The 26,687-nt window shown below is 43.6% G+C and carries 24 protein-coding genes and 1 pseudogene; 7 read left to right on the top strand and 18 right to left on the bottom strand.

Annotated features, from left to right (window positions below):
- Window positions 1–350 precede the first annotated feature (350 nt).
- Complete coding sequence (locus tag GC097_RS20455) at window positions 351–905, top strand: hypothetical protein (protein WP_171685152.1); 555 nt, start codon at window positions 351–353, stop codon at window positions 903–905.
- Window positions 906–971: 66 nt separating this feature from the next.
- Here the strand turns inward: GC097_RS20455 and GC097_RS20450 are convergent, their stop codons facing one another.
- The 3 genes from GC097_RS20450 to GC097_RS20440 form a co-directional block, all read right to left on the bottom strand.
- Entirely contained in the window at window positions 972–1,442 is a 471-nt protein-coding gene (locus GC097_RS20450; RefSeq protein WP_312875707.1) for a ferritin-like domain-containing protein, read from the bottom strand.
- A 240-nt stretch (window positions 1,443–1,682) separates the two neighbouring features.
- Window positions 1,683–2,429, bottom strand: coding sequence for a YheC/YheD family protein (locus tag GC097_RS20445; RefSeq protein ID WP_171685151.1), 747 nt, complete (start codon window positions 2,427–2,429; stop codon window positions 1,683–1,685).
- A 117-nt stretch (window positions 2,430–2,546) separates the two neighbouring features.
- A complete protein-coding gene (locus tag GC097_RS20440; protein ID WP_171685150.1) occupies window positions 2,547–3,758 on the bottom strand; it encodes a threonine synthase in 1,212 nt (403 codons plus the stop codon).
- 1,084 nt (window positions 3,759–4,842) lie between these two features.
- Here GC097_RS20440 and GC097_RS20435 point away from each other — a divergent pair.
- The 6 genes and pseudogenes from GC097_RS20435 to GC097_RS20410 all read left to right on the top strand — a co-directional run bounded on the left by GC097_RS20435 (window position 4,843) and on the right by GC097_RS20410 (window position 8,938).
- Window positions 4,843–5,223, top strand: coding sequence for a cohesin domain-containing protein (locus GC097_RS20435; protein ID WP_171685149.1), 381 nt, complete (start codon window positions 4,843–4,845; stop codon window positions 5,221–5,223).
- Window positions 5,224–5,250: 27 nt separating this feature from the next.
- Window positions 5,251–6,172: pseudogene (locus GC097_RS20430) on the top strand (transposase); the annotation flags it as partial.
- Between the two features lie 479 nt (window positions 6,173–6,651).
- A complete protein-coding gene (locus tag GC097_RS20425) occupies window positions 6,652–7,038 on the top strand; it encodes a sigma factor-like helix-turn-helix DNA-binding protein (protein ID WP_171685148.1) in 387 nt (128 codons plus the stop codon).
- Between the two features lie 49 nt (window positions 7,039–7,087).
- Window positions 7,088–7,852, top strand: a complete 765-nt coding sequence (locus tag GC097_RS20420) for a hypothetical protein (RefSeq protein WP_171685147.1) — start codon at window positions 7,088–7,090, stop codon at window positions 7,850–7,852.
- A 91-nt stretch (window positions 7,853–7,943) separates the two neighbouring features.
- Window positions 7,944–8,228: a hypothetical protein gene (locus tag GC097_RS20415; protein ID WP_171685146.1), complete on the top strand. Its 285-nt coding sequence runs from the start codon at window positions 7,944–7,946 to the stop codon at window positions 8,226–8,228.
- The gene (locus tag GC097_RS20410; RefSeq protein ID WP_171685145.1) at window positions 8,204–8,938 is read left to right on the top strand and encodes an ATP-binding protein; all 735 of its coding nucleotides are present in this window, start codon (window positions 8,204–8,206) and stop codon (window positions 8,936–8,938) included. The genes GC097_RS20415 and GC097_RS20410 overlap by 25 nt, the downstream gene beginning before the upstream one ends.
- 461 nt (window positions 8,939–9,399) lie before the next feature.
- On the opposite strand, the gene GC097_RS20405 is transcribed toward GC097_RS20410, so the two are convergent.
- From GC097_RS20405 to GC097_RS20335, 15 genes are all read right to left on the bottom strand, one after another.
- Window positions 9,400–11,715 carry a M14 family zinc carboxypeptidase gene (locus tag GC097_RS20405; RefSeq protein WP_171685144.1) on the bottom strand — a complete coding sequence of 772 codons (2,316 nt, stop codon included), beginning with the start codon at window positions 11,713–11,715 and terminating at the stop codon, window positions 9,400–9,402.
- Between the two features lie 376 nt (window positions 11,716–12,091).
- Complete coding sequence (locus GC097_RS20400; protein WP_312875705.1) at window positions 12,092–12,991, bottom strand: response regulator; 900 nt, start codon at window positions 12,989–12,991, stop codon at window positions 12,092–12,094.
- Between the two features lie 3 nt (window positions 12,992–12,994).
- Complete coding sequence (locus GC097_RS20395; protein ID WP_171685211.1) at window positions 12,995–14,281, bottom strand: sensor histidine kinase; 1,287 nt, start codon at window positions 14,279–14,281, stop codon at window positions 12,995–12,997.
- Window positions 14,282–14,453: 172 nt separating this feature from the next.
- Entirely contained in the window at window positions 14,454–15,104 is a 651-nt protein-coding gene (locus tag GC097_RS20390) for an amino acid ABC transporter permease (RefSeq protein WP_171685143.1), read from the bottom strand.
- Window positions 15,105–15,116: 12 nt separating this feature from the next.
- On the bottom strand, window positions 15,117–15,770 hold the full coding sequence (locus tag GC097_RS20385; protein ID WP_171685142.1) for an amino acid ABC transporter permease: 654 nt from the start codon (window positions 15,768–15,770) through the stop codon (window positions 15,117–15,119).
- Between the two features lie 15 nt (window positions 15,771–15,785).
- The gene (locus GC097_RS20380; RefSeq protein ID WP_171685141.1) at window positions 15,786–16,649 is read right to left on the bottom strand and encodes a transporter substrate-binding domain-containing protein; all 864 of its coding nucleotides are present in this window, start codon (window positions 16,647–16,649) and stop codon (window positions 15,786–15,788) included.
- Entirely contained in the window at window positions 16,646–17,401 is a 756-nt protein-coding gene (locus GC097_RS20375; RefSeq protein ID WP_171685140.1) for an amino acid ABC transporter ATP-binding protein, read from the bottom strand. The genes GC097_RS20380 and GC097_RS20375 overlap by 4 nt, the downstream gene beginning before the upstream one ends.
- 302 nt (window positions 17,402–17,703) lie before the next feature.
- Window positions 17,704–18,786 carry a Gfo/Idh/MocA family protein gene (locus GC097_RS20370; protein WP_171685139.1) on the bottom strand — a complete coding sequence of 361 codons (1,083 nt, stop codon included), beginning with the start codon at window positions 18,784–18,786 and terminating at the stop codon, window positions 17,704–17,706.
- Between the two features lie 193 nt (window positions 18,787–18,979).
- Window positions 18,980–20,026 carry a Rieske 2Fe-2S domain-containing protein gene (locus GC097_RS20365; RefSeq protein WP_171685138.1) on the bottom strand — a complete coding sequence of 349 codons (1,047 nt, stop codon included), beginning with the start codon at window positions 20,024–20,026 and terminating at the stop codon, window positions 18,980–18,982.
- A 228-nt stretch (window positions 20,027–20,254) separates the two neighbouring features.
- The gene (locus GC097_RS20360; RefSeq protein ID WP_171685137.1) at window positions 20,255–21,010 is read right to left on the bottom strand and encodes a creatininase family protein; all 756 of its coding nucleotides are present in this window, start codon (window positions 21,008–21,010) and stop codon (window positions 20,255–20,257) included.
- A 118-nt stretch (window positions 21,011–21,128) separates the two neighbouring features.
- On the bottom strand, window positions 21,129–21,572 hold the full coding sequence (locus tag GC097_RS20355) for a cell wall hydrolase (RefSeq protein WP_171685136.1): 444 nt from the start codon (window positions 21,570–21,572) through the stop codon (window positions 21,129–21,131).
- A 66-nt stretch (window positions 21,573–21,638) separates the two neighbouring features.
- Window positions 21,639–23,351: an S-layer homology domain-containing protein gene (locus GC097_RS20350; protein WP_171685135.1), complete on the bottom strand. Its 1,713-nt coding sequence runs from the start codon at window positions 23,349–23,351 to the stop codon at window positions 21,639–21,641.
- A 252-nt stretch (window positions 23,352–23,603) separates the two neighbouring features.
- Window positions 23,604–23,948, bottom strand: coding sequence for a VOC family protein (locus GC097_RS20345; RefSeq protein WP_171685134.1), 345 nt, complete (start codon window positions 23,946–23,948; stop codon window positions 23,604–23,606).
- A gap of 321 nt (window positions 23,949–24,269) precedes the next feature.
- A complete protein-coding gene (locus GC097_RS20340) occupies window positions 24,270–24,917 on the bottom strand; it encodes a response regulator (RefSeq protein WP_171685133.1) in 648 nt (215 codons plus the stop codon).
- A 15-nt stretch (window positions 24,918–24,932) separates the two neighbouring features.
- Window positions 24,933–26,543, bottom strand: coding sequence for a GAF domain-containing sensor histidine kinase (locus GC097_RS20335; protein ID WP_216625827.1), 1,611 nt, complete (start codon window positions 26,541–26,543; stop codon window positions 24,933–24,935).
- Window positions 26,544–26,687: the final 144 nt, after the last annotated feature.

Here is a 26,687-nt window from a genome sequence, read left to right as displayed (position 1 = left end):
TTAAAATAATTCTATAAATTGAATTGATCATAGAAGAAGATCTTCATTTTTGATGATGGAACAGGTTTAAGACTTTCAATTGCTGAATGGTATGTTACGGCCCATAAATGAACAGTTCGCGTACACTTTAATTTGTCTATTGTAACTGAATTTCTTGTAACATTACAAAAAAACATTGAATCACTGCTGCACGCCATGTTTTTTTAGTCTCCTATAATAATCATATATACGAAATGGGTCGCTGTACAACAGCGAATGGAACTTTCTATGTATAAGAGGCTAGGAAAATACAAAAAAATAAAACACAGAGGTCTAGAAAATTATTCGTATCTAAACGGAGGCAAAATAAAGTGAATACACAGCAAAAGGAAGATGGCAGAAAAAAAAAGGTTTGGATACCTAAAAAGGAGCGATTAGGAATAAGCGTAGCGGTCGTTATAGCTGTCCTACTCGGGTTTTGGCAGCTTAAGGGGTTATTACAGCTTTCATCAGCAGCAATACATAGCAAACAGTTTGAACATACGTTTAAAGATTTTGGTTCATATGCTAGAATCGCCTTATTTTTTGTTCTTGCCTATTACGTGCTTGTCTTTGTGATAAGACAGCGTATTGGGGATAGTGTAGTCTATTTGAAAAAGGGGCTTGCATTATTGTTGCGCTTCGCTCGCAGATGGCATACCCCAATGGCGATAATTGCTATTGCCTTTATCATACTTCATTCAGTTGCTGTCTTTATGCATGGCTTTAAATTCGATTTTAATAACATTAGCGGCTTGCTTGCCTTGCTGGTTCTTCTTCCAGTTCCCGTATCGGGATTATTCCGCTACCAGAGATTGGATCGCAAATGGCATTTGCGATCAGGACTAGCCTTTGCTGTTCTGTTTTTAATACATGCTTTCTTATAAACTAATCTAAAGCCAATGCGCTTGCTTAATAAATCAAATGCCCATTGGCTTATCAAGTCCTTGAAGTTAACGATTTAATGCAAACAAATAATTATATTTACTGGCGTGTTTCTGTTCATCTAAAATAATCCCTAATATAGTATCCCGATAAATACCAGTGGGCAGACCAAACCAGATTTTTCGGTACCTCTCTACAGCATCCCATTCCCCTTGCAGTGCTTTTTCAATTCCTTTTTTAAAATTGTTCATACGAGGATACTGCTCGTTACTGATGCCGTGGATCTCTTGGCCAGTCAAATCTTTGTACATATTGCGAAACATGGCATTGTGGCCGCGTTCATCATTGCGAATGGAAGAAATAATGGCAGCTTGTTCGGCTGAAGGTGCGAGTTTGATCAGCTCATCGTAGAACAATTCATCGTTTCGCTCATCCTGGACGGATTCTTTAATTAAATTCAGCGCTTGATCTTGGCTAATCATCCACACAGGTGTAAATGCGATGCGGTAGTATGGATACCCATATCCCAAATGATACACGAATAAACACTCCTAACAGTGATGTATTTAATTAATTCATCATATGTGCGGGTGTCTAGTCTTGTTCATTCTAAAGCACTACACGCAATATTTCTATGGCTCACCGAACTAGGTGACGTCTGACTAAATGTTTAAGGCCCCAAAATGTGAGCAAACTGAGATTATTTTGGTAATTCAGGATACTGTAGTTGTAAGTGCCTTATCACTTGCAATGCTAGGTATATACAAGACATCAAACTTTTATTTTAGTTTCATACGGGCATAGGAAAGGATTCTTTTGTACATTGTTTTATCCTTTAATCGAAGGAATAAGGATTTAGATGGAGCAAAATTTGCCTCAATAATCCAAACCTTACCATTGGAATCTAAGCCAATATCTAATCCAACGATACGCAACTTGGGGTAGTGGTTATTCAAACATTGTACAGCTCTATTAGATATATGATCAATTTTTTTATTTATTTGGTGAAGAGAAGGGTCTGATATTGTTGAGGCATGAATTGCGGATGAAAGAGGGACTACTTTTCCCTTACTTCTTGCTGTATTGGTGATAATGTAACCTGGACCTGCGATCTTAGCTAATTTTCCAGTTATGTGCCAACTTGAGTTAGTTGACTTTTGAAGTACGACACGGAGATCGAAAGGTCTTCCATTAACTTGTGCAAGCGGAATCTTCTTTTGAACAATATGTGTAGTGCTCTTAGTCCTGGCGTGTACAAAAGAATAAGCAGCTTCTCTGCCGACAATTCTTTTCATGAATCTCCCGTCATGGACCATATAAATACCCTTTCCTAAAGACGTTACCTGTATAACCCCTTTGCCACCCGAACCACCAGACGGTTTAATAATTATTTTTTTAAATTTATCCAATAGTTTACTAAAATTTTTATGTCCCATAATTAGGGTCTTTGGAAGGTGAGGAATTAATCTTCGAGACTTAACAAGAACTTTGTATTTGGGCCATTTTCCATAGCTGTAAGCAGTCATATCAGTTGGACCCCTTTCGCATCATTTAAAGTGGAAGTCTCTAAAGTAACATTCCAGTGTTTACCTTTTAAGTTTAAGAATGTGTGTCTACCTATTACCACAATGTAATTTTAAATATTATTGATTAGTCGAAAGTTTAGCCCAATCTTCAAAAGTTTTAATTATGGGCAAGTCTGTATGAGTAATGCTCATATATTTCATTGAACAGGAAGTATTAAAAAGAACAACCTCGTCTTTGGGACTTATCCATCCTTGTTCAACTAATTTAAGTAACCCAGCAAAAGTGGCGGCTCCTTCAGGTGAAGATGATATTCCTTGATGACCTAAAGATACTTGAGCTTGAGTAATTTCCTCTTTATCAACTGCTATTGCGGTTCCTCCAGATTGATACAGAATTGATACGAGTAATTGTCCATCGGGTGGGTTGGGGACACGCATGCCAGTAGGAGTAGAGGTAATATTGGCCGTTTGAGGTATAAAACGACCAGTTGACTCCAAAGCATGAACAAGTGGATGACAACCCTTTTCCTGCACACTCACCATTCGTGGGAGATCTCCCGTAACAAACCCTAATTGTTGTAATTCCAAAAATGCACTCCACATACCAACGATACCCGAACCACCTCCTGTTGGATAAATTATCACGTCAGGTAACTTCCAGTTTAACTGTTCCGCGATTTCAAAACCCATTGTTTTTTTTCCTTCGACTCTTCCATGTTCTTTAAGCGTTCCGATATTATGCCACCCCTGAAGCGTTTCTCCTTCCTTCACAATCGCACCCGCATCATGAATGAAACCGTCGACTAAGAATGTGTGAGCGCCATATTCAAGACATTCCTTAACTAATAGGGAAGGACAATCTTTTGGTAGAAAAACATAGGATTTCATACCTGCGTAACTTGCATAAGCGGCTAATGCAGAAGCCGCATTTCCATTAGAGTTTACTGCGACCTGGTTTACCCCGTATTCTTTTGCAAGTGATATGGCCGCAGAAAATCCACGTGATTTAAAACTGTTTGTAGGGTTTTGTTCCTCTCGTTTGACCCATATTTTATTTATTGATAACATTGCCTCAGCTTTACGAAGGGGAATAAGAGGTGTCCATCCCTCACCAAGAGAAACAATATTTGCTTTATTTTCTAATGGGAGAAGCTCTGCATACCTCCACATCGTTGAATCCCTATGGGTTAAACTCTCTTTTGTAAACGTCTGTTTAACGATTTCCATATCATATTCAATGTTCAGATTTCCTCCACAAGAACAAATCTTTGTTTTTAAACCGAAGGGCACATTCTTGCCGCAGACTTTACATAGTAATGTAAATCTCATCTGAAATGAAGCCTCCTTTTTTGAGTTACCTAATATGGTATGAAGGCATTTTCTTTCGGAACGGGCATATGTGGACTTATGCGGAAATTTGGCGAAAGCCTATTTCCAGGATTCATATAACCCACGGCAACCAGATAACCGGGACCGGCAAAGGCTAGGAATTTCAAGAAGCTTCCCATTGTTGAGAAAGGAAGGGTTTTCTAAACTTCTTGGAGACTGTTTGAAACTCATTTTGCCTCCATCTTGCATCTGGTAATGTTAGAGGTTTTGATTCTTGAACAATAGGTTCCATGAAAATCATTCTTTCTTTTATGCAATAGCTTATCTGGTCATAGTTGGACATATTCTTCCAGCCGGAACTGCACTTGGTGATATTCCAAGTATGGCTACAGTCGTTATTAAACCCAAAGGGTGGGGGAACGTGATGTTGTATTGTTTTCCTTTTGATAGACATCGAGGAGCCGGTTAGTGTATATGGTCTTTGTGAGTAGCGGACGGATTTGATATTGAAGGACTTGGAAGGGAATCGCCCATGAAATGCGAGTGGTGCGGGTCGGAAACAAATAGAACTTTTTCATTCCCTACACTGGACGAAAATGAAGTGCAAACAGGTGCGATTCAAATTTGCATTGAGTGTGTGGCAAATGCAGAAGAAGCAGAATGATGAACACCGACTGAATACTGAGGAACATTAAAAACCACTTTACCGGATTGGAACGGTAAAAGTGGTAAAGGGTAAAACGAGGGGGCACTTTTAATATATTCAAGGATAAATGTGAGTGAATCAGTTAAGAGTCTATATTGAATTGAAGATCATAAAAAATGCCATTTACCAAACTAGAACGGTAAAGTGGCAAAGGCTAATGAGTTGACAATAACAATGTATTCAATTTCTAATAAATCGTATCTTATTCAAGGGCCTATTTTGGTTAGACGCCTTAATACCGAAATAATCTTCTCCTTTGCTAATTGTAATTAAGTTCCTAAAAAAGAGAGCAGCTTCACAGTAATCCCGAAGTTGGATTAACTGGCGTTACGCAAAGCGTATACCAACAGCTATATGCCCAGGATGTAACACTTCACTATGATATTACAAATTTGCAATTTGAATCGGTATCCATCACTTAAAGACGGCTTGCAAATTATCGATAAAAAGGAAACAGCACCTGGGCAAGTCCGGATTGTGGCTGCAAGTGTGGTCAAAAGCCAAGGCGTGCTTGTGGAAGGAGATTTACTCGCTTGCAAATTTAAGGTCAACTCTGAAGCTAAGGCAGCCAACATAGCCATTTCTGTAGACCGTGTCGTGATTGCGAACAGTCAGGGAAATGGGCTACAGATTAAAGGAGCTTCGCAGGGCATTCAAATTACGATACAACAAGTGTCGAGTGACAAGAATATAGTCCGATTAGTATCCGCCAGAATGGCGGCTTTTTTATTTTTTCGGAGTCGACATCGCAAAATTTAGACATGTGGCGAGGGCACAAGACTTCCGCCAACGAAGAATGACATTAAGGACGCAAAAGTGATTGCACAGTTAGTCAAAGACTGGAGATTCGCTGTACCGAGCCTTCCTCAAGGCGTTTATGCCGAACTGAGGGGAAGCCATGAAAATTCGCGAGCACCTAACAACTGACCTTTGTGTTGTGCAAGCACGTGTCCATAACTGGTTAGATCGGTATTTCCCAGAGTTTCAGACGGTATTTAAGGACTGGGAGTGCAATTCTGCTATCCAAATGCTAAGCCTTCATCTTCTGCCACATGAGCTTGTTTCTGTGCCAGACGAGACGTTGCTGCAGCATTTAAGAGAAGCAGCAAAGCGCGGGCTTGGTCTAGGTCGTATAAAGAATCTGAAGGCAGCAGCCGGCCGTTCTGTCGTCATCAGGCAAGGCTCCGAGCTGGCTAAAATAGTGCTAAAGGTACTGCTGACACAGTACGAGTGGCTTCAGAACAAACTTGAGGAATTGGAAGTAAAGCTGGATGAACTACTAGTGCAGATCCCTCATGTAAAGCAAGTGTTGGCCATAAAAGGGATTAGCCGGGATACCATCGCTGGCTTTCTAGCGGAGGTAGGAAATCATCCAAAGCAGATCACAAAGCTCGCTGGACTGAACTTGAAAACAAATGATTCTGGAACTCATACAGGACAAACCAGGATAACAAAGCGGGGCAGGAAACGGCTTCGAGCTTTGCTCCTTAGAGTGATGATGCCGCTAGTCGCAAAGAATTCTGCCTTTCGAGCTCTGCACGAGCACTACACCAAACGCCCTGTGATGAAAAAGATGCAGTCTCTCATCGCGTTATGTAACAAACTCATACGCATCCTTTTCGGTATATTGCAGAAGAGCCTTGAGTTTAGTGAAGAAAAGATGATCCGTGATATCCCTCGATTCACCGAGATACCACAAGCAGCTTAATGATCGCCTTTTTGTGATGATGACCTAGGCAGAGCAAGTTAACAAGAAGCACGGAAGAGTAGGAACAACGTTAACATACGGACAAAGGGATCCTGCCATCGCAGCATATCTGACCTTCACCTCATGGACAGGTTGAATGAAGGAATGTGGGAGTGTAGACTCTGCGAGATTTGGGAGGGGTGGCCACCATGAGCTCATGTGGAGATCCAAAGGTGCAATCATATATTACCATACCATCCGTTTTTTACAGCAGGTGGTTTAGGTAGAGAGTCTTTTGTCCCTCAGCATATCCATAAATTTCTTCCTCTACAACTTCATACCATTGAAATGTTATCTGCTAAACAATATTGAAGGTCATAAACTGAGAAAACGAGAGTATTTAAGAGCAAAGCGTTTCTCCATAGAGGGAGATTACGCTAATAATTCCCATGGATTTGTCTGTAATAATTGGACAAAGGAGAATGGGGTTATGAAGTGGCATGATTAGCGAATGTGAGTATGTAGAGGAATGGTTAGAAACTGGACGCCGCCAAGGGAGCTACAAAGGAGTAGAACGAGGATACAAAGAAAAGAATTGGGATCCGGCTTGGCTTGACTCCTACGCTTCACCAAACGGCTGGTATACGGACCGGACGCAATTTAGCGGGGAGTTTTCGAAGGAAGACCGCTTCCGCATCGAGGATGCTATGAGCACCCTCTCAGATCGCGAGCGGCAGTGCTTCATGATGTACCATGGTGACGGAATGAGTGAAAATGATATAGTCCGGGAGCTGCATCTTGGAAGGAGCAGTGTGCAGAGGTTCTTGGAACGGGCTAAAGATAAAATTGAAGAAGCAAAAATGAGCAGCCTATTCCTATTGGAGTAGGTTTCTTTTTAATTTATAATAGAAATATATGGCAATCTGGAGGTGTTTTATGAGTAGAGAAAAATTAGTATTGGATGTTATTCTTGAAACAAGTGCAGGTATTTTATCTTTAATGCCAGCTGCTGGAGTATTTGTAGGTCCTGTTAAGGCTGTTGTTTCAGATTATGCAACTCGACAATTATCTAAGCGTGAAGAATTTAGGGTTGGTGAAGTCGCAAAATATTGTATATCAAAAATAAAAGAAAAGTGTGATGCAGGTGAGGCTTTAAGAGATGATGATTTCTTCTTTGCTAATAATGAAAACTACCGTTCTAAAGCTGAAGAGATCTTTGAAGGTGTACTAACCAAATGTAAAAATGAACATGAAGAACTGAAATCATTATATATAGGAAATATTTTTGTAAATGCATCATTTTATAAAAGGAGTTTGGGAGAGGTTAATCACGTTTTAAAACTTGCGGACAACATGACTTATCGTCAAATCTGCTTGGTTGCACTCTTTTTTAATAACAAGCCTAAATTGTATAACCTTAGAAATACTGAGAAGGAATACTATGCTTCCGAAGAAGTCTCTATTCTGCAAGAAATTTATGATCTTACTCGAATGGGGATACTTCAAAAAGAAGTTAAGAAGGAAAGAGGTATTACAGTTGACGAGCTTAACAACATGCAATTAGAAAAAGCAATTGGTTGGGATGAGGTAATACCAAATAAACTGGCACTGTCAGCTTTAGGGATGGATTGTTATCGTTTAATGGGGATAGAGGATGTGACTGAACACGATTTGGAGAAGTTAGTTAATTATTTGAAATAATCCTTACCAGCTTGTTTCTTTTGGGATAAGTAGTATTTTTTAATAGTAAGTTATAATTGCTCTTGGATTGATACAAAGGAGCTGCAATTAAATGAATAGTTATCAAATTTGGGATGTTATCTTTAAAGGGCTTACTTCACTTGGAGTTGTAGCGGCTCTTATAACGGCTTGCATTGGTGTAAGTAAATATCGCTATGAGAAAAATAGAGATGTTTATGTTAAAAGGTTAAACGAGGTTTATGCCCCTCTTTATGAATTGCTAATAAAACAAGAAACCTTTAGAAAGATGTATTTTCCTGATAGGAGTATTATCGCTGAACCTATTATTACTCTAACACACACTAGGCTCAATTGGGAACGTTTTTCCCCATACTGAGAACACAATGCAAAAGTTATCGTGTACCTACAGAGGAAAAGTTCTTTGGGGATTTGCTAGCTGATTTTAAGTTCGCATTTCCATCTAAACGAAATCCATCCCTTATGAGAAGACAAATTGTTAACCTCATGCTAGAGCAGGGGGAAAGGTCTCAAATGCGCCGAATAATGCTGGTAATTGATGAGGCGCAGCGATTAACAGAATATCATTATAACTGGCTTATGGATATTTATAATGATCTAGATTATGAAAAAATCAGCATGACAGTTATTTCAGTAGGGCAGCCCGAGCTACTGGCAAGAAGAACATTTTTCTTGGAGCAAAAAAAAGCCCAAATAATTGGAAGATTCATGACAAACGAACACGAATTTTATGGAATTCGGTCATTGGAAGAAATCGAGCATTGTTTAATGTGTTACGACGAAGTAACAGAGTATCCTGAAAACAGTGGGTATAGTTATACTCGATATTTTTTCCCTGATGCTTTCGATAAAGGTAAACGATTGAAATGTTACGCTAATGATTTGTTTAATTTATTTAAAGATTTACGAAATGAACATGGACTGTCTAAAAAAATGGAGATTCCAATGGAGTATTTTACTTTTACAGTAGAAAATGCTTTAAAACTAAATGGAACAACTGGAAATGGTATAGATTGGATAACAACGAACAGAAATATCACATCATCCAATGGCATTGGCTGTAAATAAATCATCACATTCAAGTCTAACTGAAAGATACATTAAGAATTTAGATATTTTCAGGATATGAATTAGCCCTTTGCGAATCCGTGAGGGCTTTTGTATTGGAACAAAAAATCCAGAGGCGGGGAATCGGAACAAATTCTTGTCATTTATCGGAACAGATTCTTGTCATCCGACAATGACAGACAAATAGAAATGATATGTTCACAACACGCGGTAGTGCCGTATACACATATGTATAAAATACGGGTTTTGTGAACATGTAATGCTCAATTGAAAAATCGCTCATTGTTTTTTTACTCATCAATTGTTTTATGTGTGTTTTATGTGTACACTCATTTATATCTTGTCTACATAAATCCTTGATCGTAATAATGAAATCTTCTTGGAGACTTCTTCCACCTCCTGCTCACGAAGAAAAAGCAAGAGAGCCAGCCAATCGGCTGCCTCTCTTCATCATTTCAATGTTAGTTTTGAAGGATCTTAGAAGCAACAAAAGCAAGATCATCGATATCGATTTTGCCGTCTTTGTTGACGTCGACCTTCTTCGCATCATCCCAACTAGCGTCGCCTGCTTTAGCGCCATAGTAGAAAGCAACCATCGCAAGGTCGCCGATATCGTATCTTCCGTTTTGGTTCAGGTCGCCATCGCCGTAAATGACTGTGACGATATTCACCGTTTGCGATGCCGAACCGGCACTAACTTCGGTTCCATCCGTACCGATACCGACTTCTGCACTCATTTGGAGATTGCCGACTCCTGCAGCTTTTGCTCTGAACACCAGGTTCACGATGTCTTGATCGCCACTGATCGAACCTTTTAGATTCGCTACGAGCAAATGAACAGTACCGCCATTAACAACTGGTTCTGCAATGATGGTCGATTTGTCATTTGCAGCGCTTGCGGAAACAAACTCAAACAAATTCGAATCGAATTGAGCTTTAATTTGCTCTGCATTTACGTTAGCAGGCAGATTGCTGAGGCTTAAGCCGACAGAAATATCTGCTCCAATCAGAACAGGATCATTGACGTTAATTTTTACTGAAGGAGGCAATGCAGTCGGCAAGCGATCGTTTTTGATGTAGCGATAGATCGGAAGCTCTTTTCCTACTGTAGAAGCGATAAAGCCGTATGTTGCATAACTTTCAGGAGACTCAGGCTCAAGTCCCATTACAGCAAATGATGAAAGCACTTGATCCATGTTGATAACATAGCTGCCGGCAGAGATCGTTTTCGTCGCTTCACTTACATTCGTTTTTATTTCTTTCTCAAGCGGATCTGTACCGGAAATATTTTTTACAGACGTTACGGTAAAAGATTCGACTGAAGTTTGAACTTCTTTGGTCAGCTTTTCAACTTTCAGACCGATCGTCTCAAGCTTCTTCACAGCAACAGCAGTCTCTTCAGTATCCGGCATAATGTAAGCTGTCGGACGTGCTCTTTCCAATGTTGGAACCGCTTTTGTCGCACTTTCCCAAATGATCGGAACTTCGACGACGTCTAATTTTGAATCGCGGATCACTTTAAATAAACGCTCTTCCTGCGGATTCATACTGTCAATGACAACTTTGTTATTCGGATCATACGTTTTACCTTTATTAATCAGGTCTTCGCGGGCTTGTGTTGTCGCCTGCTTGATTCGATCAGCATTGTTAGCGGTTACATCGATAAATGCCGCAGCAGCAGACGCTGTTGCAAACACCCGACGCTCGTAATCGTACCTGCCGATTGTGATTCCTCTAGATTCAATGAGATACGACAATGCTTGTTTCATGCCATTCGCGTTACGGCCGATACGGGAATCCGTGCTGCCTTCGGTCAATACGGCTTTCTTAGTAGCGGTTCCGGAGGAAGCCGTTGTGAAATAGTCCGTGCTTCTGACGCCTTTACTGTTCAAGATCTCGCGAACTTTAGGGAGAACATCGTTATGCGACATGTCGCGAATGTTGCTGTTAATATTCAAATTCTTGCCTGATGTAATTTCAAGATCGTTATAAGACCATGCGAAATCGGTACTGCTGATCGGACTGTCCGGACCGCGGAACGAAGAGCTGCGGGACGAGACTGCGGTGTTGTATTCATGCGTATCCAGGTAGACATCCGGCATGTATTTGCTGCTAGCTTGATTCAGCGCCTGAATTTCAGGTGTCTCCAGTTTAATAAAATCACGGTTGGCGTCAGTTCCATTTGTAGGTAGCGTCACCCCGCGTTGGAATAAGAATGATCCGTCGGGGTTAACACGTGGCACGATAACAATATTAATTTTGTCGAGAATGTCACCGAATTTTCCTTCCGTGATCCACTTCGCAATAAGCAAGCCTGCTTCGGTTGCGGAAGCCTCATTCCCATGGATTTGGTTTTGGATCCAAATCAGAGGTTTTTTCTTTTCCTTTCTCACCTGTTCAGGCGTATCCTTGGTGAATAACAGCAGTGGAAGATCTCTTCCCTGAGCGGACTTACCGTAAATTTCAAGATGCGCGTTCGGATTCGTTTGGGCAATATTTTGTATAAACGCCATCATCTCTTCTTGCGTTGTAAATTGAAGTCTGTCTGGGGAGCTGAATGCCGGCGTGCCGAAAAACTCTTTCGCAGTAACTCCGGCTGGAACCGGACTCGGGTAATAATTTTGGCTTACCCCCGGATTACTTGGTGTGGTAGGATTGGCAGTCGGCCAATAACCTGTTTCCGCTGCAGCGGACGTAACGGACAACCCTGCGGCAAGTGTGAAGGCGAGCACGGATGCATTCAGTACTTTGAACGGCTTGCTTTTTAAAATTTTCATTTCCTTCCTCCTCAAGTGGTAATTAAAATGTAAGCGCATTCCATTTTTTATAGAAAGCGCAAATCATCCTTGGTCAAACAATAACTTGATACTTTGTGTATCGTAAAACTTACAAAACTGCTTTCCTTATTCGTTCATTAATCATTGTCATTCTATATTGCACTTTACATTTTTAATTATAAGAAACACCTACAAAATCTTAGACAATCCTACAACATGCCTTTACATTATTAAAATATTTTTTTTGCCTGATGAAGTGACAAATTTCGATATAAAAAAAGCCTTGAACAATCAAGGCTTTCAATGATTCAAAAACTAGATACACGTCGTATCATAACCTTCACACGTAAACCTTCTATTGGTATTGTTGTATCACTTAATTTTCGTTCATTTTATCCAGAGTCTGCAAATAAAGCACCTGAAGGAACTTTTTAATATTGACTTTCCCCTTATCCTGCATGCGGTCCTCATCGATCTCCTTCATTTTGAGACGAATATCTTGAAAATCGAAGTACAAAGGTGCATAGTGCTCGAACTTCGGATTGCCGTAATCGCTCAGCCCGATACTGGCCACTTGGGCCAGAGCTGCCATGATAGCCCGCCGGATCCGCTGCTCTACCGCCTTTACCTCTCGCTCCACTTCCAGACTTTCTGACTTATGTACCCTGGCCGCCGCCTCATACAGTTCTCTCAACGGAGGAAGCGCCTCTACTTTACTATGATGGATCAAGTGTTCGATAATATCGACAATATCTCTGCTGCCCGCATCACCTAGTATTCCCAAATCCATAAGAATCGGCTGCACCGTCTCGCGGACGGTAGGCTTTTTGCGGGGAGGGCCGGCTTCCCGGTTGAAAACATCCAGCTTCGCGAGCGAATCTTTGATTTCCCTCAAGTATTGATTGATTTTCCACTGCTCGCACACTTTTTTTAATACCGCTGCCACTTCCACTCTGTTAATCGGTTTTTGAATATAAAACTCGACACCAGCTTGGTAGGCTTTACCAATCATGTCTTTATTCTCGATCTGGGAAATCATCACGTACTTGCCTTGATAGCCTTCTCGCTTCAACCCGACAATCGTCTCAATCCCGTCTTGATCCGGCATGAGCAAATCAATCAGCACCACATCGGGTCGTGTTTGCAGCACCATCTGGGTACCTTCCACGCCGCTCCCCGCTGTCGATACAACCTCACCAAGCTCGCTATTCTCAACAATCGTTTGCAGCATGCGTCTGCTGACGGCATCATCATCGACTATACAATAAGTAAGCACTATTTAGGAGGCTCCTTTCTTCAGGGCAACGGTCGGCAATCGTACGATAAAACTGGTTTCAAACGCCTTGTGATCCGACTCCAGACGAATTTCCCCACCATAGGAGGAAACAATATCCCAAACATGGGAAAGTCCGATCCCCGTTGCCGCGACGCCTTCTTGGTTAAATTTGGTTGTAAATCCCGGTTTGAAAATCATGTCCTTATCGTGCTCGTTAATTCCCGGGCCCGTATCGGTTACGACCAGTACCGTTTCAGACCGGTATTCAAAAACCTTGATTACGATCAGACCTTGCCGATCGATGGATTCCACCGCGTTGGACACCAAATTTCCGAGTACCGTTAAAAGAGGAATGTAGTGCGAGGTCGTATAGTCCGTCAGCATCTCCTCGAGCATCCGGACCTCCTTATTTAGCATCGCACTATACTCGTAATTAGACTTTACGACAAACTGTACAACTTCCGTCAATGTTAATTCCGAAGCAGTTTCGCGATCGGACAGCTTCATCAGACCCGCCAGTATCCGCTGGGAATCCTTCTTGACCTCATGAATCTGCTGCGTGATTTCCAAGAACGGCCTGCTGAATTCCTTACCGCCTGAAGATTGCAACTGGCAGTATAGGTTGTAGCTCTTGGCCGTAATTTGTTCGATGGCATCCATCGACTTTTTAATATAAAAGACCTCTCCATACAAGCCGCTGCCGATACTTAGCATTTGTTCCATTCTCTTTTGCTGCTCGGCATGAACAATCCGCATCTGACTAACAGTGATACTACTGTATAGCCCTATCGTAAAATAGCTGCGAATGACAGCGATTACAGCAATCAGCATCCATTGCCCGGAAGGGATGAAAGGCTGATGGAAGACGAAGCTTCGGGCCAATAATTCGAATTCATTAGATACAAAATCAATGACCGAAATACAAATCCCGAGAACAAGCGGGTGCAGCTTTTCCAGCCTCTGCTGGATCAAGCGTATCCCAACCGCGAATACCATGTAATAAAGCATGGCCGAGCAATGCTTGCGCGAGCTCACCAACCAATCAAATTGATCCATCGTTACCAGATCGCTAAGCATGCGAAAAATCAATACCGTCGCAGCTACAACTATCCCCGTTTTGATAACAGGCAGTTGCCGCATCAAGAGCAGCAGCAGCAAAAATGTGCTGCTCCCGAGCCCGATTCGAAATAACTCCCCGTTAAACGGAGTCACTTTGAACTCACCCGCTATAGCTACAAGTATGGCAATAAAGATGATCCGCATGCTTTCGCTTTTGAAACGGTGCTGCATCCATTCCACCAATGATCCGCTCCTTGACAGCCAGCCATATATGCATAATGATGAATTCACTTATCCTTAATTTTACTTGATATGGAAAACTTAATAAATACTTTTTCTGCATTAAAAGAAACAGCCGACTTCCCTTTTGAAAAAGAAGTCAGCTTAGCCTCCATTATTGCTCTTAGATCATCTTGCTCTCCATCCGTTTTGCCGCAAGCGACAGCGAATAATTCACAATAAAATACAAAACAGCCACCAAAGCCAGAATAGGTATCGTATAGTTATAGTTTTGACCGATTACAATTTTAGCGTGATGCATCAGATCCGGCAAAGAGATGACGATCGCGAGCGAAGTATCCTTCAATAAAGAAATAAACTGGCTGACCATCGGGGGAACCATCCGGCGGAGTCCCTGAGGAAGAATAATATGCCACAGCGTCTGCAAATTAGTCAATCCCGATGAACGCGACGCTTCAATCTGCCCCCGATCAATCGAATTCAAGCCGCTGCGGACGACCTCGGAAATCATCGCTGCTTCAAACACCACCAAACCGACTACCGCCGAGCTTTCCACGCCGAGTTTGATCCCGATGTCCGGCAGTGCAAACCGGGTGAAGAAAAGAATCAGCAATAACGGTAAATTGCGGATCAATTCAACGATGACGCCAATGACCGGGGATAGTCCCGGTATCTTCATATAACGAAGAGTTCCCATAATAACGCCGATAAGAAAGCTGAATATAATGGCAATAACAGCAATTTTCAACGTAATGTAGAGACCTTCCAAGATAAACAACAAGTTATGACTGGAAAACGCGCTTGCAATATCCATGTGCCCACACCTCTATCCGGTTTTCGCTAATTTACGTTCTAATTGCAAAGCCATATAGCTCAAAGGAAGGGTCAGAACCAGGTAAAGCAAGGCGACAAAAATATAGGTATCAAAAGTCGCATAGGTTTTGCTCGCCACCCGATCTGCATAATACATCAGATCCAGTCCGGCAAAAGCCCCTAGAATCGATGAGTTTTTCACTAAGTTAATAAATTGGTTGCTGAGTGGCGGAATCACGATTTTGATGGCCTGCGGCAGGATGACGTGTATCATGGTTTGCGTATAGTTTAAGCCCGACGCTCTTGCAGCTTCAGTCTGGCCCTTCGGCACAGCCATAATGCCGGCCCGTATCGCCTCCGCTACAAAGGCTGCCGTATACACCATAAGTCCGATGGTCCCGCTTACGAAGCCGCTTAGTGTAATACCTATCGAAGGCAGTCCATAGAAGAAAATGAAAACAACCAGCATAAGCGGAATGTTGCGTATAAACTCAACGTACACCGTTCCGAGCCATTGCAAGGGCCTGTTGTTGGTGATTCGGAAAATAGCAATAATCGTTCCGATCAGGAAGCTTCCAACAAGAGCGATCAAACTCGTATAAATGGTATTGAGGAAACCTTGCATATAGGTATCAAAGTAATCCGTAAAAATCTTAAAGCTGGGCATCCAAATCACCCTCTCTTATTTGGATGGCGGTGTCCCGATCCATTTCCCATAAATTTTGTCGTATTCGCCGTTGGAATGAAGCGTCTTCAACCCTTCATTCACGGCGTTCAGAAGAGCTTTCTCTTCTTTCTTGATTGCGATGCCATAAGGCTCGTCGGTAAACGGCTGACCCACTACTTCGTAATTGGAGTCTTGAGCGGCCATTCCATAAAGGATCGCATTATCCGTTGTTAAAGTATCGCCTTGACCAGCCTTCAAAGCGCTGAATGCATCCTGATAGTTGTCGAATTCAAGAACGTTCACGTCCGGTACTGCTTTCTTTACGTTGTCGACAGAGGTCGAACCTTTTACTGCAAGCACCTTCGTACCTTTTTTTACATCCTCAATACCTTTGATCGGGCTGCCTTTTTTCACGAGCAGGGATTGGCCCGCTTTAAAATAAACCTCGGAGAATTCAACTTGCTGTCTCCGCTCTTCCGTAATCGTCATGGTGGCTACAATCATATCAATTTCCTTGTTGTTCAACATCGGAATCCGCGTCTTGGAGGTAACTTCCATCAGCTCGATTTTGTTTTCGTCTCCCAAAATTTGCTTAGCAAGCGCTTTTGCAATATCTACGTCAAAGCCTTCGACCTTACCACTTGCCGGATCCTTCAAGCCGAACAATTTCGTGTCGTACTTAACCCCGACCACCATTTTGCCACGGCTTTTGATTTCATCCAGAATGGTTGCGGCTGCGGCCGGTTTCTTATCCGGGGGAGCAGCAGTTGCACTGCCGCCGTTTACGGGAGCACTCTTGTCACTGCTGCAAGCCGATAACAAAACTGCGGATAAAGCAACAACCGATAAGCTTAATGTCAATAATTTTTTAACTTTCATACAACAAAACTCCTCTCAGTATTGGAATGATTCAGAACACGGTTAAGAAACTGTCTCGCCCTTGCTTCTTTTGGATTGGTGAAAAATTCTGCAGGCGAGGCCACCTCGAGAATTTGTCCCTTATCCATAAACACCACCCGATCGGCAACCTCCTTGGCAAAGCCCATTTCGTGTGTGACTACAACCATCGTCATCCCTTCATGCGCCAGCGTCTTCATAACATCCAACACCTCGCCGACCATTTCAGGATCGAGTGCCGATGTAGGCTCATCAAACAGCATGATCTTGGGCTTCATAGCAAGTCCTCTCGCGATCGCGACACGCTGCTGCTGACCGCCGGATAACTGCGAAGGATACTGGTTCGCTTTTTCTTCAATCCCGACTTTCTTCAAGTAATACTTGGCGATCGTTTCGGCCTCGGATTTACTCAACCCCAGCACCTTCATCGGTGCGAGCGTAATATTGTCGATCACCTTCTTATGCGGATACAGGTTAAAATGCTGGAAGACCATACCGATGTCCCTGCGAAGCTTATTAATATCCGTCTTTTTATCGTTTACCTTCACATTGCCTACATCCAAGTTCCCGCCTGTAATCGCTTCCAAACGATTGATACACCGAAGCAGCGTGCTTTTCCCAGAACCGGAAGGACCAATGACAACGACTACTTCACCTTGGCTAATTTCAAGATTAATTCCCTTCAGAACATGAAATTCACCGTAATGCTTATCCACCTGCTGGAATGAAATCATGGAGCCTCCCCTCTAAGCCATAAATATCCTTTTTACCATTGCTCCCTTTTCATTTTTCAAGACATTTGTGTTATGTTACATTACACTTGATGAACCTGATTATAAGAAGCACCTACAAAATCTTAGATAATCCTACAACTACCTTTACAGTTTTTTAAAATTTTTTCCAACTAGCGCTTGAATTTGGGCGGATCATACAGCAGGAGTATGCCCCTTATCCCAAAAACGAATAAAAAACCTAGCCAGCGGCTAGGTTTTTGTCTAAACTTGTACGTTGGAGTGCGGGAGGGCCTCTCCGTCCGCTAGATGTATCTTGCCCAAGGTTGAGTAGCAGTTGTAACTACCTCTCCCGACTCGATAGCAGCCTGCATCATGAGAGCTAAGTAGTGATCCTGCAGCGCCTCTTCCAGCCCATAGCATGGGGGTCCGCCCTGCACGTATTCGGCCATCTTCATCAAACTTGTCGCAATGGCCAACTCATCGTCCGACAGACGCCCGGGAACGAACGGATTCTCATACATCCAATCGTCGTTAGCCACAATCCCCCGATGGTAATAACCTTCCAAGTTTCCGTTGTGGCCGGTATCGACTCTTTGAAATGTGCCGTAGACGGGTGTCTGAAAATCCCGCAAGTATCGGAACGTTTTGTCCGTCACTTCTCCGTGGCTTCCGCGAATGACGATACGATTTTTGCGTATCCAGGAATGATACTGATCTCCTGCAAAATCAAACAAGGCGAGCTTATCTCCGAAGCTCAGTGTAACGATATCCTGCACCGAATCGCCGATCACTTCGGTGTCTGGGAGCCCTTCTCGGCCCGGGCCTTTCACGATTCGAGACGTAAACCGCTGCCCCCGGATCACAGCGTTCTCAAAGCCGATCCCTAGCAGCTGCCGGATTAGGCTAATGCCGTGATAGCCGTGTGCGGCCGATACTTGGACATGAGAAATGTCCCCCAGTTTGCCCGATCTGGCGAAAGCGATCCGTGCAGCATGCATCGGTTGGTACAAGTACTGCTCGGCCACCTGCACGCGTCCCTGCAGCTTGCATAGCGACTGATGCAATGAGATCATGTCTGGTATCTCTTTGGCGGGCGGCGTTTCCGTCAATACCGGAATCCCTCTCTCCGCCAATTGCAAAATACACGAAGGAGCGGCCTCCCTTGTTACCGAAACGACTGCGAACGCGAGAGGGCCGCTGGAAGCGAAGGACTCCATGTCTCGGTAAGTTTTTATGCCCCACTCATCCTCGATCTCTTTGGCTCGTTCCTCATTTCGGATAAGCATCGCACGGACGGCAAACCACTTGGGCAAAGCCTTCGCAATCCGTAAATAAAAAAGGGCTCTCCACCCGCTGCCCACAATGCCGAACTCAATTTTAGACATAGCCACTCACCAACACTTTCTCTCAACTTTACTTAGTTTAATAGAATTATAACAATTTCCCCCAGATCTTGAATGGATGAATGAAACTGAAACATGGATTTTTATAACTATTAACTCACCAGCTTTCGAAACATGACTCTCCTCCAAATAAAAAAGCTGCCCGATTCACGGCAGCCAGTTAACAATCTGTTCTTTATGTCGTATAAGTTCTTCCAAGGCCTATTTCAGTCAGAAGTTGCCGATAAGCAATCGATGTGCGATCAGCTGGAATATGGGCTTCGGCCTGCAAATCAAGCGGTAAATCTTCCGGTGTCTGCGCTTCGACCATTTCGCGGTCCTCCTGAAACACTTGTAAATTAAACTTGATGGTATCTTCAATTGGAGCATTTTTATCGAAATTCCGCGAAATCGGACAAAACAAGCGCGAATAACGGGCAGATACCGGCGATGCACAATTCAAGATCATCAGCTTCCCATCGTTCGGAAAATAAACGGTCAGTGAAGCAGCAAACGGAGGAAAAACGCGGAATTCTCTAAGCCAATTAAATCCCTCGGGTGCAGGATTATCCTGACCTTTTCCGTAGTTGCTAACCGTACTCCAATACTCGGCAAGCAATTCATTCCCATCCCGCTTGACTTTGTATTCCCGTACTTCCGTATTATTGCGATCTCCGAATGTTTCTGTATGCACATAAGCAAAGTGCGATACATCCAAAAAGCCTTCCATTTGACGCCCGGCCGAGCCGGCAATGTCAAAGCTCGGTGGCAATACATTTAAAAAGTCTGGATCATCCCAACCTGGAAACTCTGGTATTTGCTCTTCGCTGGATGAAAGGGACGTCCAAATCAAGCCATATTTTTCAACTGCCGGATAGACAATTAATTTTAATTTCGGCGAAATTTTAGCATCGGGATGCGCCGGAACGGACGTGCACTTGCCTTCGCAGTTATATCGAAATCCGTGATAAGGACAAACAATTTCCCCATTCTCAACCCAACCCTTACTAAGCGGAGCACCTCGATGAAAACAAAGATCACGAGCTATGACCACTTTATCGTTGCTACGGTAACACACGAGTTTCGTATCCAATAGTTTTGCACTGATCGGCTTTTCTGTGACTTCGCTTGCTAGAGCAATTGGATACCAATATTGAGCCAACACATGCCAATCCTGCGGAGTGAACGTACAGTCTCGGGGAAGTTGGATTTCTACGTTCGTTTTCTTGTTTTCAGATGTCATCATCAGGATCCCCTCACACTTCATTCATTTAGTTAAGAATCATTGCAGTGTTAATTATTATTACATAATCACTACTAACATCTTACTACCGCGTTATTTTAACGGGCAATATCTATGGCGATATTTTGTTTAAATAACCAAAATCAATAATGCGTGTTAGAATTCTTAACATAAAATTAGCGTTGAGAGTTGACCATGACAGATCTAACCGTTTATGTGCCATTCGATTCAACCTTGAGTTTTCCGGCGATATCCCTCTTCTAGGATTTGTTTCAAGCCTTCCGCTCTTTTATGAATAAAAGTGGTCCAAAATAATTTGCCTTTCTCAGCCAATTCTTCATGCGAATAACATCCTTCTTCAAACTTTCCCCAACATCCATCCCTAGTCAATTTATCCCACCCTAAGTAATCTGCATAAAGACGATTTTCGGAAGGGATATCAGAACCCATTGACTTCGTTTTGACCAGTTCAGGGCAAAGCCACAGAGCTGTACAAACGGACAGCAGTCCACCATGCATTTCGTCTAAGCCTTGTAACCCTGCTGTTTCAACTGCTTTTTCCCATGCAAGATGATTATTATGATTTGAGGTAATTAAGATCATTTGAGGGTACTTGTAGTTCATATGCTTGACGAAAGCCGCTTCCCAGTAGGAGCCGCCATGTCCAGTGCAGACTAAAAACTTCTTAAAACCTTGTCTCATCAGATTAATTATCATTTCTTCCAGCATAGCTGTTAAAATATTGGGGCTTACGGTAACTGTTCCTTTGAAATTGGCATGTTCTTCGGAGGTATTAAACGGAAGTGTCGGCAATATGTAAGCATTTAATTCTTGTCCATAAGCATTGGCGTATAGCTCAGCGATCAGCGTATCCAAATGCATGGGTAAGTACGGTCCAAACTGCTCCGTTGCTCCTACGGATATTATAGCTGTATCAATTCCACTATTTGAAATTTCCGATGTGGTGTTCTTATAACTAAGCATGATAGCACTCCTTAGGTAGGTACAATTATCAATTACGAAACAAATTATATCACTCCTATGCGTTCTTAAAAAAGAAAAAAGCCGCAACTTGAACGGCTTTTTTCGATCGTCTCTATCTTTAAAACGTATTATATACATTTTCACACTCTTTTGCGGTCGGTTCATAAAAACAGTGAAGCTTGTATCTCCCTACATGCGGCTGATTATACCAGGTAGGCGGGCATGGCTGAGGAGCTTGGGCCGTACCCGGTCGAAAATACCAGAGGGAGAATTTGGCCGGCCAATGCCGCTCGCCATTCACTGCCCGTCGCGCCAGACGGCGTTCCTTCTCTCTAGCGTTCTGGTAGTACATACCATGAAGTAGCGCTTCGAATGCATGCGGTTGGTTGATCATTTGGGGAATTGTCCGGATCCCTTTAAAATCGGAGCAATTCGCTCTTATTCGGTTAATGCCGACGTTCCCGACAAGAAGCATACCCAGTTCACCTTCGCCAACAGCTTCGGCTCTAAGCAACCTTGCCAGCATGTTAATATCCTGGTCCCTGGCTTTAACAACACCCATTCCCTCACCTCTTTAAAATGTTCTCTAGACACATCATATTGTAGGTGAAGCGGAAGTGTTACTCCGTTAGTTATCCGTCTCAAGCAAATTCATGATGACTTGTGCTGCTTCCACGCGTAAAGTTTCAGACTGCGGGTCAAATTGACCGCCGCTTCTTCCTTGCAACAATTTGATTGCGGAAGCTTTGTTTACGGCTTCTCTCGCCCACACCGAAACGTTCGCTGCATCCACATAATTGTTCTGAGCGTTACTTGCGTTAGTAGATTTCCCGTTCTTATACTCGTAGGCTCTCACAAGCAAAATCGCCATCTGCTCACGAGTCAGATGTATGTTCGGGGCGAATGTGCTGTCGGTTACCCCGGTAATTAATCCGGCCGCATTAGCCGCTGCTACATCCCCCGCATACCAGTCATTGGCCGTTACGTCGGTAAAGGACGAGTTCTTGCCTTGAGACTGCAACCCAAGTGCTCTCACCAGTAGCGAAGTGAACTCTGCTCGTGTCGTTAAGCCGTTCGGGTTAAATTCACTATCGGTTACGCCGCTAACGAGATGCTTTGCGGAAAGAGTCTGCAAAACATCATACGCCCAATGATCGGCGGGTACGTCCGTATACTCTTTGTTATATTGTAATACCGCATATTTGCTCAAATGAGAAAGCTTGACGTTGATGGTATTCGTTTCTTTATCAAACTTGCCGCCAATGTACTCCCACTGATTCGTTGTTTCATTCAAATAGTAGATCCCAAGCAGATTTTTATTCTTAACATCCGATTCGACAGGCAAAGAGAGCTCTAGGCCTTCTGCAAACTTGGTCAGTTTCACCTCGCTGCTGTCCGCCTTTTTCAACGTGATGCTGAGTTCGTACACTTGCCCTGCTATTTTCACTTTGGCGGAGTGATCGATTGCCGGCGTAGTTGCTGCATTGCTGTCTGTAACTGGAACCATTTGCACCTGTATGGAGGCTCCATCTACACTTCCTGCTTGTCCCAGAATGCTGTCTATAATGCTTTTGCCGATTGTAATCGCCACTTGCCCGTTCTTAATCTGGAGCGTGGTTCCGGACACTTGAGACAGTGAAACATCCGCTTTCGTCTGCCCCTTGTCTAACTGAACGATGATTTTTTCTTTGTCTTTGCTTTTATCTTTATCTTTATCTTTATCTTTACCTGTTTCTTTGTCCGTGTTTGCACCATTGTTGTTATTGTTATTGTTGTTGTTGTCGGAATCTCCGCCAGAACTTGGAACAACTACCTGTACGTCCACCTTAGAACCGTCAGCTTGGAATTCTTTCCCCTCACCATCGCCTAAACTGACCAATTTTGCCGTTATTGTTCCGGAAGCGTTTTGTGAAAGCGGCTTGGAGGCGAACTCCAGTTCAACGACATTGGCGCTGCCCGAAACCGGATGATCGGCGCCTTGACTTGCTACTAAAAGACGGACTTGCCCGGGAGCAACATTCTCGGAAGCGATGATCGCCACGCCGTCAATAAGTGACTTCGCTTGAACAAAAGTATACAAATCCGCATGATATTGAAATGTTAAATCCTGGGCGTATGCAGGGCTCTTCACATTAGCAAGCCCAAAGACGACCTTGAAATGTTGACTAGGGTTCACTGATGCAGGTCCGGATAAGGCCGACAACAGTGCGTCATTGGTTTGTTTCGTCATGGTCATTTTCGCATCCCCAACAGATGCCGTGCTTGCCAAAGCGGAACTAGGTACTAAATAGCCGACACATAACATCGTTGACAAACTAATCTTAAATAATTTCTGTCTCATAAATTCCATCCTTTCGATAGTTAGCGGTAACTCTCCTACTACGATAGTACTACCAAATTTATGAAAAATCGACACATTATTTGTTTTTCATGCGATTTTTTCGTGTTTTTATGACATTACAGCATATTTCGAGTGAGATAGACGCACTATTGCAAATAAAAAAACCCAGCCAGCGGCTAGGTCCTTGTCAAAACTCGTAAGTTGGGCTCAACTTGAGAGCCGCGTGATTGAGGGAACTCTGGAGAGGTATGACTACCATTCAATCAATTCAATTCGGTTTCCCTCCGGATCGATAATGACCCCGATTGTCCCCCAGTCAAATGCTTTGATTTCAACATTCGCACCACGATCGCTAAGTTCTTTAACCGCTTCATCAAACTTCTTGACGTTAAATCTCAAAACAATAGGGCTCTCCGCTCTGGTCTTTTCTTTATCCGATGCTACCCCATTGGACTCGATCATTAGATAACTCCCGCCAAAATCTAGAACAGATAACTCAGGACCTTTACGTCTTACAGGCAAACCCATTTTCTCCACGTAGAAATCCAGTGTACTTTCATAATGTTCACAGAATAAAATAATACCTGTTTCTGTCAAATTCAGTGGAATACACCTCCAAAAGAGATCAATTTGCCCGCATCAACCATTTTTTAAGATTTACGTACAAACTATCTTTCATCATTCCGCATTGTCTAGAAGCTATAAATTGTTCGACAGTAATCGGATTTTCCCACATATCCAATCATCCCTTTCGTGCTAAACGTTCTTATTTATAGAACTATCTTAGCACTGAAAAAGCGTCCTAACGTCGGCGCCATGAATGATTTATCGCTACGCAAATGGTCTGACAGCAGCCACGAGGAGGACCTACGACCAAAGTCGTAGATAGCCCCTTCAAACTGCGCATGGCCAATATAATTAAGTACTTAACCCCTTCTTAACGGCATAAATGGCGGCCTGCGTCCGATCAGACAGTCCGAGCTTGCTAAGCAAGTGACTGACATGGGTCTTGACCGTCTTCTCGGTAATATGACACATTGACGCAATTTCCTTATTGCTCCTGCCATCCGCAAGCAGCACAAGCACTTCACGCTCACGAGCGGTTAGGCTCTCTAAGCAAGCTTCATTTGCCTCGACAGGCGCTGGCGCTGCCAAGTGAGCCATCAACTGATCCGTAATTCGCGGATGCAGCTGTGCCTGCCCCAAGTGGGCGCCGCGAATGGCTAGCACAAGTTCCTCCGGCTGCACATCTTTGAGCAGGTAGCCGTTAGCGCCAGCCCGAATGGCCGGCAGCACATGGTCTTGATCGGAGAACGTCGTAAGCACGATGACCTTCACGTCCGGATATAATTGCTTGATCCGCTTCGTCGCTTCTATACCGTTCATGACAGGCATGATGAGATCCATCACAACGACGTCAGGACTCAGTTCCTTTACTTTTTGCAACGCTTCCTCGCCATTCGCGGCTTCTCCGATCAGTTCGATACCGGCTTGAGTGCCTAGAAAATACTGCAATCCTCTCAGGACTACAGCATGATCATCGACAAGTAACACTCGAATAGACATCGATTCTCCCCCATCTTATGCATTCTTCATTATAGACAACGGAAAAGTGATTTGAATTGTCGTCCCTTTTCCTTTATGGCTTTGAACGCCGAATGAACCGCCAAGCGCTTCAGCCCGTTCCCGCATCGTGTGCATGCCAAACTTCACTTGGCGCGTGCGCCGCTCTTTCGTAAAGCCGATCCCCTCGTCTTTCACTTCGAAATGAACGTGATCCGGCGTGGTGCAAAGGCTGATGAATGCGTCTTTCGACCGCGCATGCTTAATCACGTTGTTGAGCGCCTCTTGCCCAATGCGCCATAACGCTTCCTCCACCATACGCGGCAGCTCTCTCACGCCTTCCACCTGCGTTGTAATTGTTAAGCCAATTTGGCGGCCATACTGGGTGAGACCGGTTAACAATCCATGCTCCAATCCGGCAGGTCTTAACTGGAGGATGAGAGAGCGCATCTCGGTGAGCGAATTCTGCGATAACTGCCGAATATCCGTCAGCGCTTCCTTCACCAGCGGCTCCGCATCGCCAATCATGCTCTCGAGACCCCGCGAGGTCAAATTAAGCGAGAAAAGCATTTGACTGACTGAATCGTGAAGGTCTCTTGCCAACCGATTCCGCTCTTCACTGCGTGCCAAATCACGGCGCTGCTCATATACTCGCGCATTCTCGTAGGCTAGAGCAATGTGATCAGTAAACGCTCTAGCGACTTCAGCATCAACCGTATCGAAGTATTGTTTATGCAAGCTGCCAATGAAAAAAACGCCGATCGGTTCATCTCTCAAAATAATAGGAACGGCAACACCGGAGCGGATCTCCGGGTAGAGCCCCTTTTTTCTCGAAATGTCATTGTCAGCAATTGTACGATTGAACCGAATCGTCTCCTGTTTCAGAAAGGCTTGGCCAATTGGTCCTAAGCCGCGCATTGAATAGGAGCTGCAGCATGAGTACAACTTGCCATCCATAAATTCCATACGCGGTGACAAGTTGTTACCCTCCTGAATGAATACCGTTACAAGCGGAATATCGAAGGCTTCGCCATATCGTTGGACCGACTCGCCTGCAATTTTTTCGGTTGCCAACAGGCGACCCAGCGACCGGGTAATCTCCCCAAGCTTGGCAAAATGGACAGCGCGTTTCTGCTGCTGGCGATACAACATGGTCCGCTCAATCGCCGTCCCGATTTGAAAAGCAACCGATTGGAGCAGCGCAAGCTCTTCCTCTTTAAAATGCTTTTTCCCCGGAGAAGCCACGTTCATAATACCGAACATTTCTTGCCCGGCCCACAGCGGGATCGTTGCATGGTGACTGATGCCTTCCGTATCTCCAACCGCGATCAGCATTTCTTCTTCCAAGCGTTCGCAACTTAAAATATTAACGGCATGTTTCAGCCTTCCATCTCGAAAGCGATCGATGCACCAGCAGGATTTCGCCTTAAGCGGAGCCATTTCGTTACGGGCGAGCGCCTCCGGAATCCCTTCTGCTGATAAGCAAGAATGCCCCAGATTGGGGTCTTTACTGACTTGGAAAATCCAACCGGCTTTTAAATTCGTTAATTCCAGGAGCTTGGCTAAGACAAGGGAAAGCACCGATTCCAATTCATTGGCTTGGTTCAGTGTTTCTGCGATCGTTTTCAAAATAACAAGCTCATTCGCGCGGATCTCTGCTGAAATTGGAAACGCCTCCTTAAAACATCTTTCTTAGAGCTGCTTGAATATGAATTGGTTCTTATTATAAAGTTTTATTCTTTGTATATCTAGGTCTCTATTCATATAAGCGAA

The sequence above is a fragment of the Paenibacillus planticolens genome (assembly GCF_013141725.1).
In the GTDB taxonomy this organism is placed as follows: Bacteria; Bacillota; Bacilli; order Paenibacillales; family NBRC-103111; genus Paenibacillus_E; species Paenibacillus_E planticolens.
This window is presented reverse-complemented; position numbering and strand designations above follow the sequence as displayed.

What these genes read in the sequence shown, in the direction of transcription:
- GC097_RS20445 (WP_171685151.1), bottom strand. Translation starts at nt 2,429, where the DNA reads ATGACTGCTTACAGCTATGGAAAATGGCCCAAATACAAAGTTCTTGTT.
- GC097_RS20440 (WP_171685150.1), bottom strand. Translation starts at nt 3,758, where the DNA reads ATGAGATTTACATTACTATGTAAAGTCTGCGGCAAGAATGTGCCCTTC.
- GC097_RS20435 (WP_171685149.1), top strand. Translation starts at nt 4,843, where the DNA reads ATGATATTACAAATTTGCAATTTGAATCGGTATCCATCACTTAAAGAC.
- GC097_RS20425 (WP_171685148.1), top strand. Translation starts at nt 6,652, where the DNA reads ATGATTAGCGAATGTGAGTATGTAGAGGAATGGTTAGAAACTGGACGC.
- GC097_RS20420 (WP_171685147.1), top strand. Translation starts at nt 7,088, where the DNA reads ATGAGTAGAGAAAAATTAGTATTGGATGTTATTCTTGAAACAAGTGCA.
- GC097_RS20415 (WP_171685146.1), top strand. Translation starts at nt 7,944, where the DNA reads ATGAATAGTTATCAAATTTGGGATGTTATCTTTAAAGGGCTTACTTCA.
- GC097_RS20405 (WP_171685144.1), bottom strand. Translation starts at nt 11,715, where the DNA reads ATGAAAATTTTAAAAAGCAAGCCGTTCAAAGTACTGAATGCATCCGTG.
- GC097_RS20395 (WP_171685211.1), bottom strand. Translation starts at nt 14,281, where the DNA reads ATGCAGCACCGTTTCAAAAGCGAAAGCATGCGGATCATCTTTATTGCC.
- GC097_RS20390 (WP_171685143.1), bottom strand. Translation starts at nt 15,104, where the DNA reads ATGGATATTGCAAGCGCGTTTTCCAGTCATAACTTGTTGTTTATCTTG.
- GC097_RS20385 (WP_171685142.1), bottom strand. Translation starts at nt 15,770, where the DNA reads ATGCCCAGCTTTAAGATTTTTACGGATTACTTTGATACCTATATGCAA.
- GC097_RS20380 (WP_171685141.1), bottom strand. Translation starts at nt 16,649, where the DNA reads ATGAAAGTTAAAAAATTATTGACATTAAGCTTATCGGTTGTTGCTTTA.
- GC097_RS20375 (WP_171685140.1), bottom strand. Translation starts at nt 17,401, where the DNA reads ATGATTTCATTCCAGCAGGTGGATAAGCATTACGGTGAATTTCATGTT.
- GC097_RS20370 (WP_171685139.1), bottom strand. Translation starts at nt 18,786, where the DNA reads ATGTCTAAAATTGAGTTCGGCATTGTGGGCAGCGGGTGGAGAGCCCTT.
- GC097_RS20365 (WP_171685138.1), bottom strand. Translation starts at nt 20,026, where the DNA reads ATGACATCTGAAAACAAGAAAACGAACGTAGAAATCCAACTTCCCCGA.
- GC097_RS20360 (WP_171685137.1), bottom strand. Translation starts at nt 21,010, where the DNA reads ATGCTTAGTTATAAGAACACCACATCGGAAATTTCAAATAGTGGAATT.
- GC097_RS20355 (WP_171685136.1), bottom strand. Translation starts at nt 21,572, where the DNA reads ATGGGTGTTGTTAAAGCCAGGGACCAGGATATTAACATGCTGGCAAGG.
- GC097_RS20350 (WP_171685135.1), bottom strand. Translation starts at nt 23,351, where the DNA reads ATGAGACAGAAATTATTTAAGATTAGTTTGTCAACGATGTTATGTGTC.
- GC097_RS20340 (WP_171685133.1), bottom strand. Translation starts at nt 24,917, where the DNA reads ATGTCTATTCGAGTGTTACTTGTCGATGATCATGCTGTAGTCCTGAGA.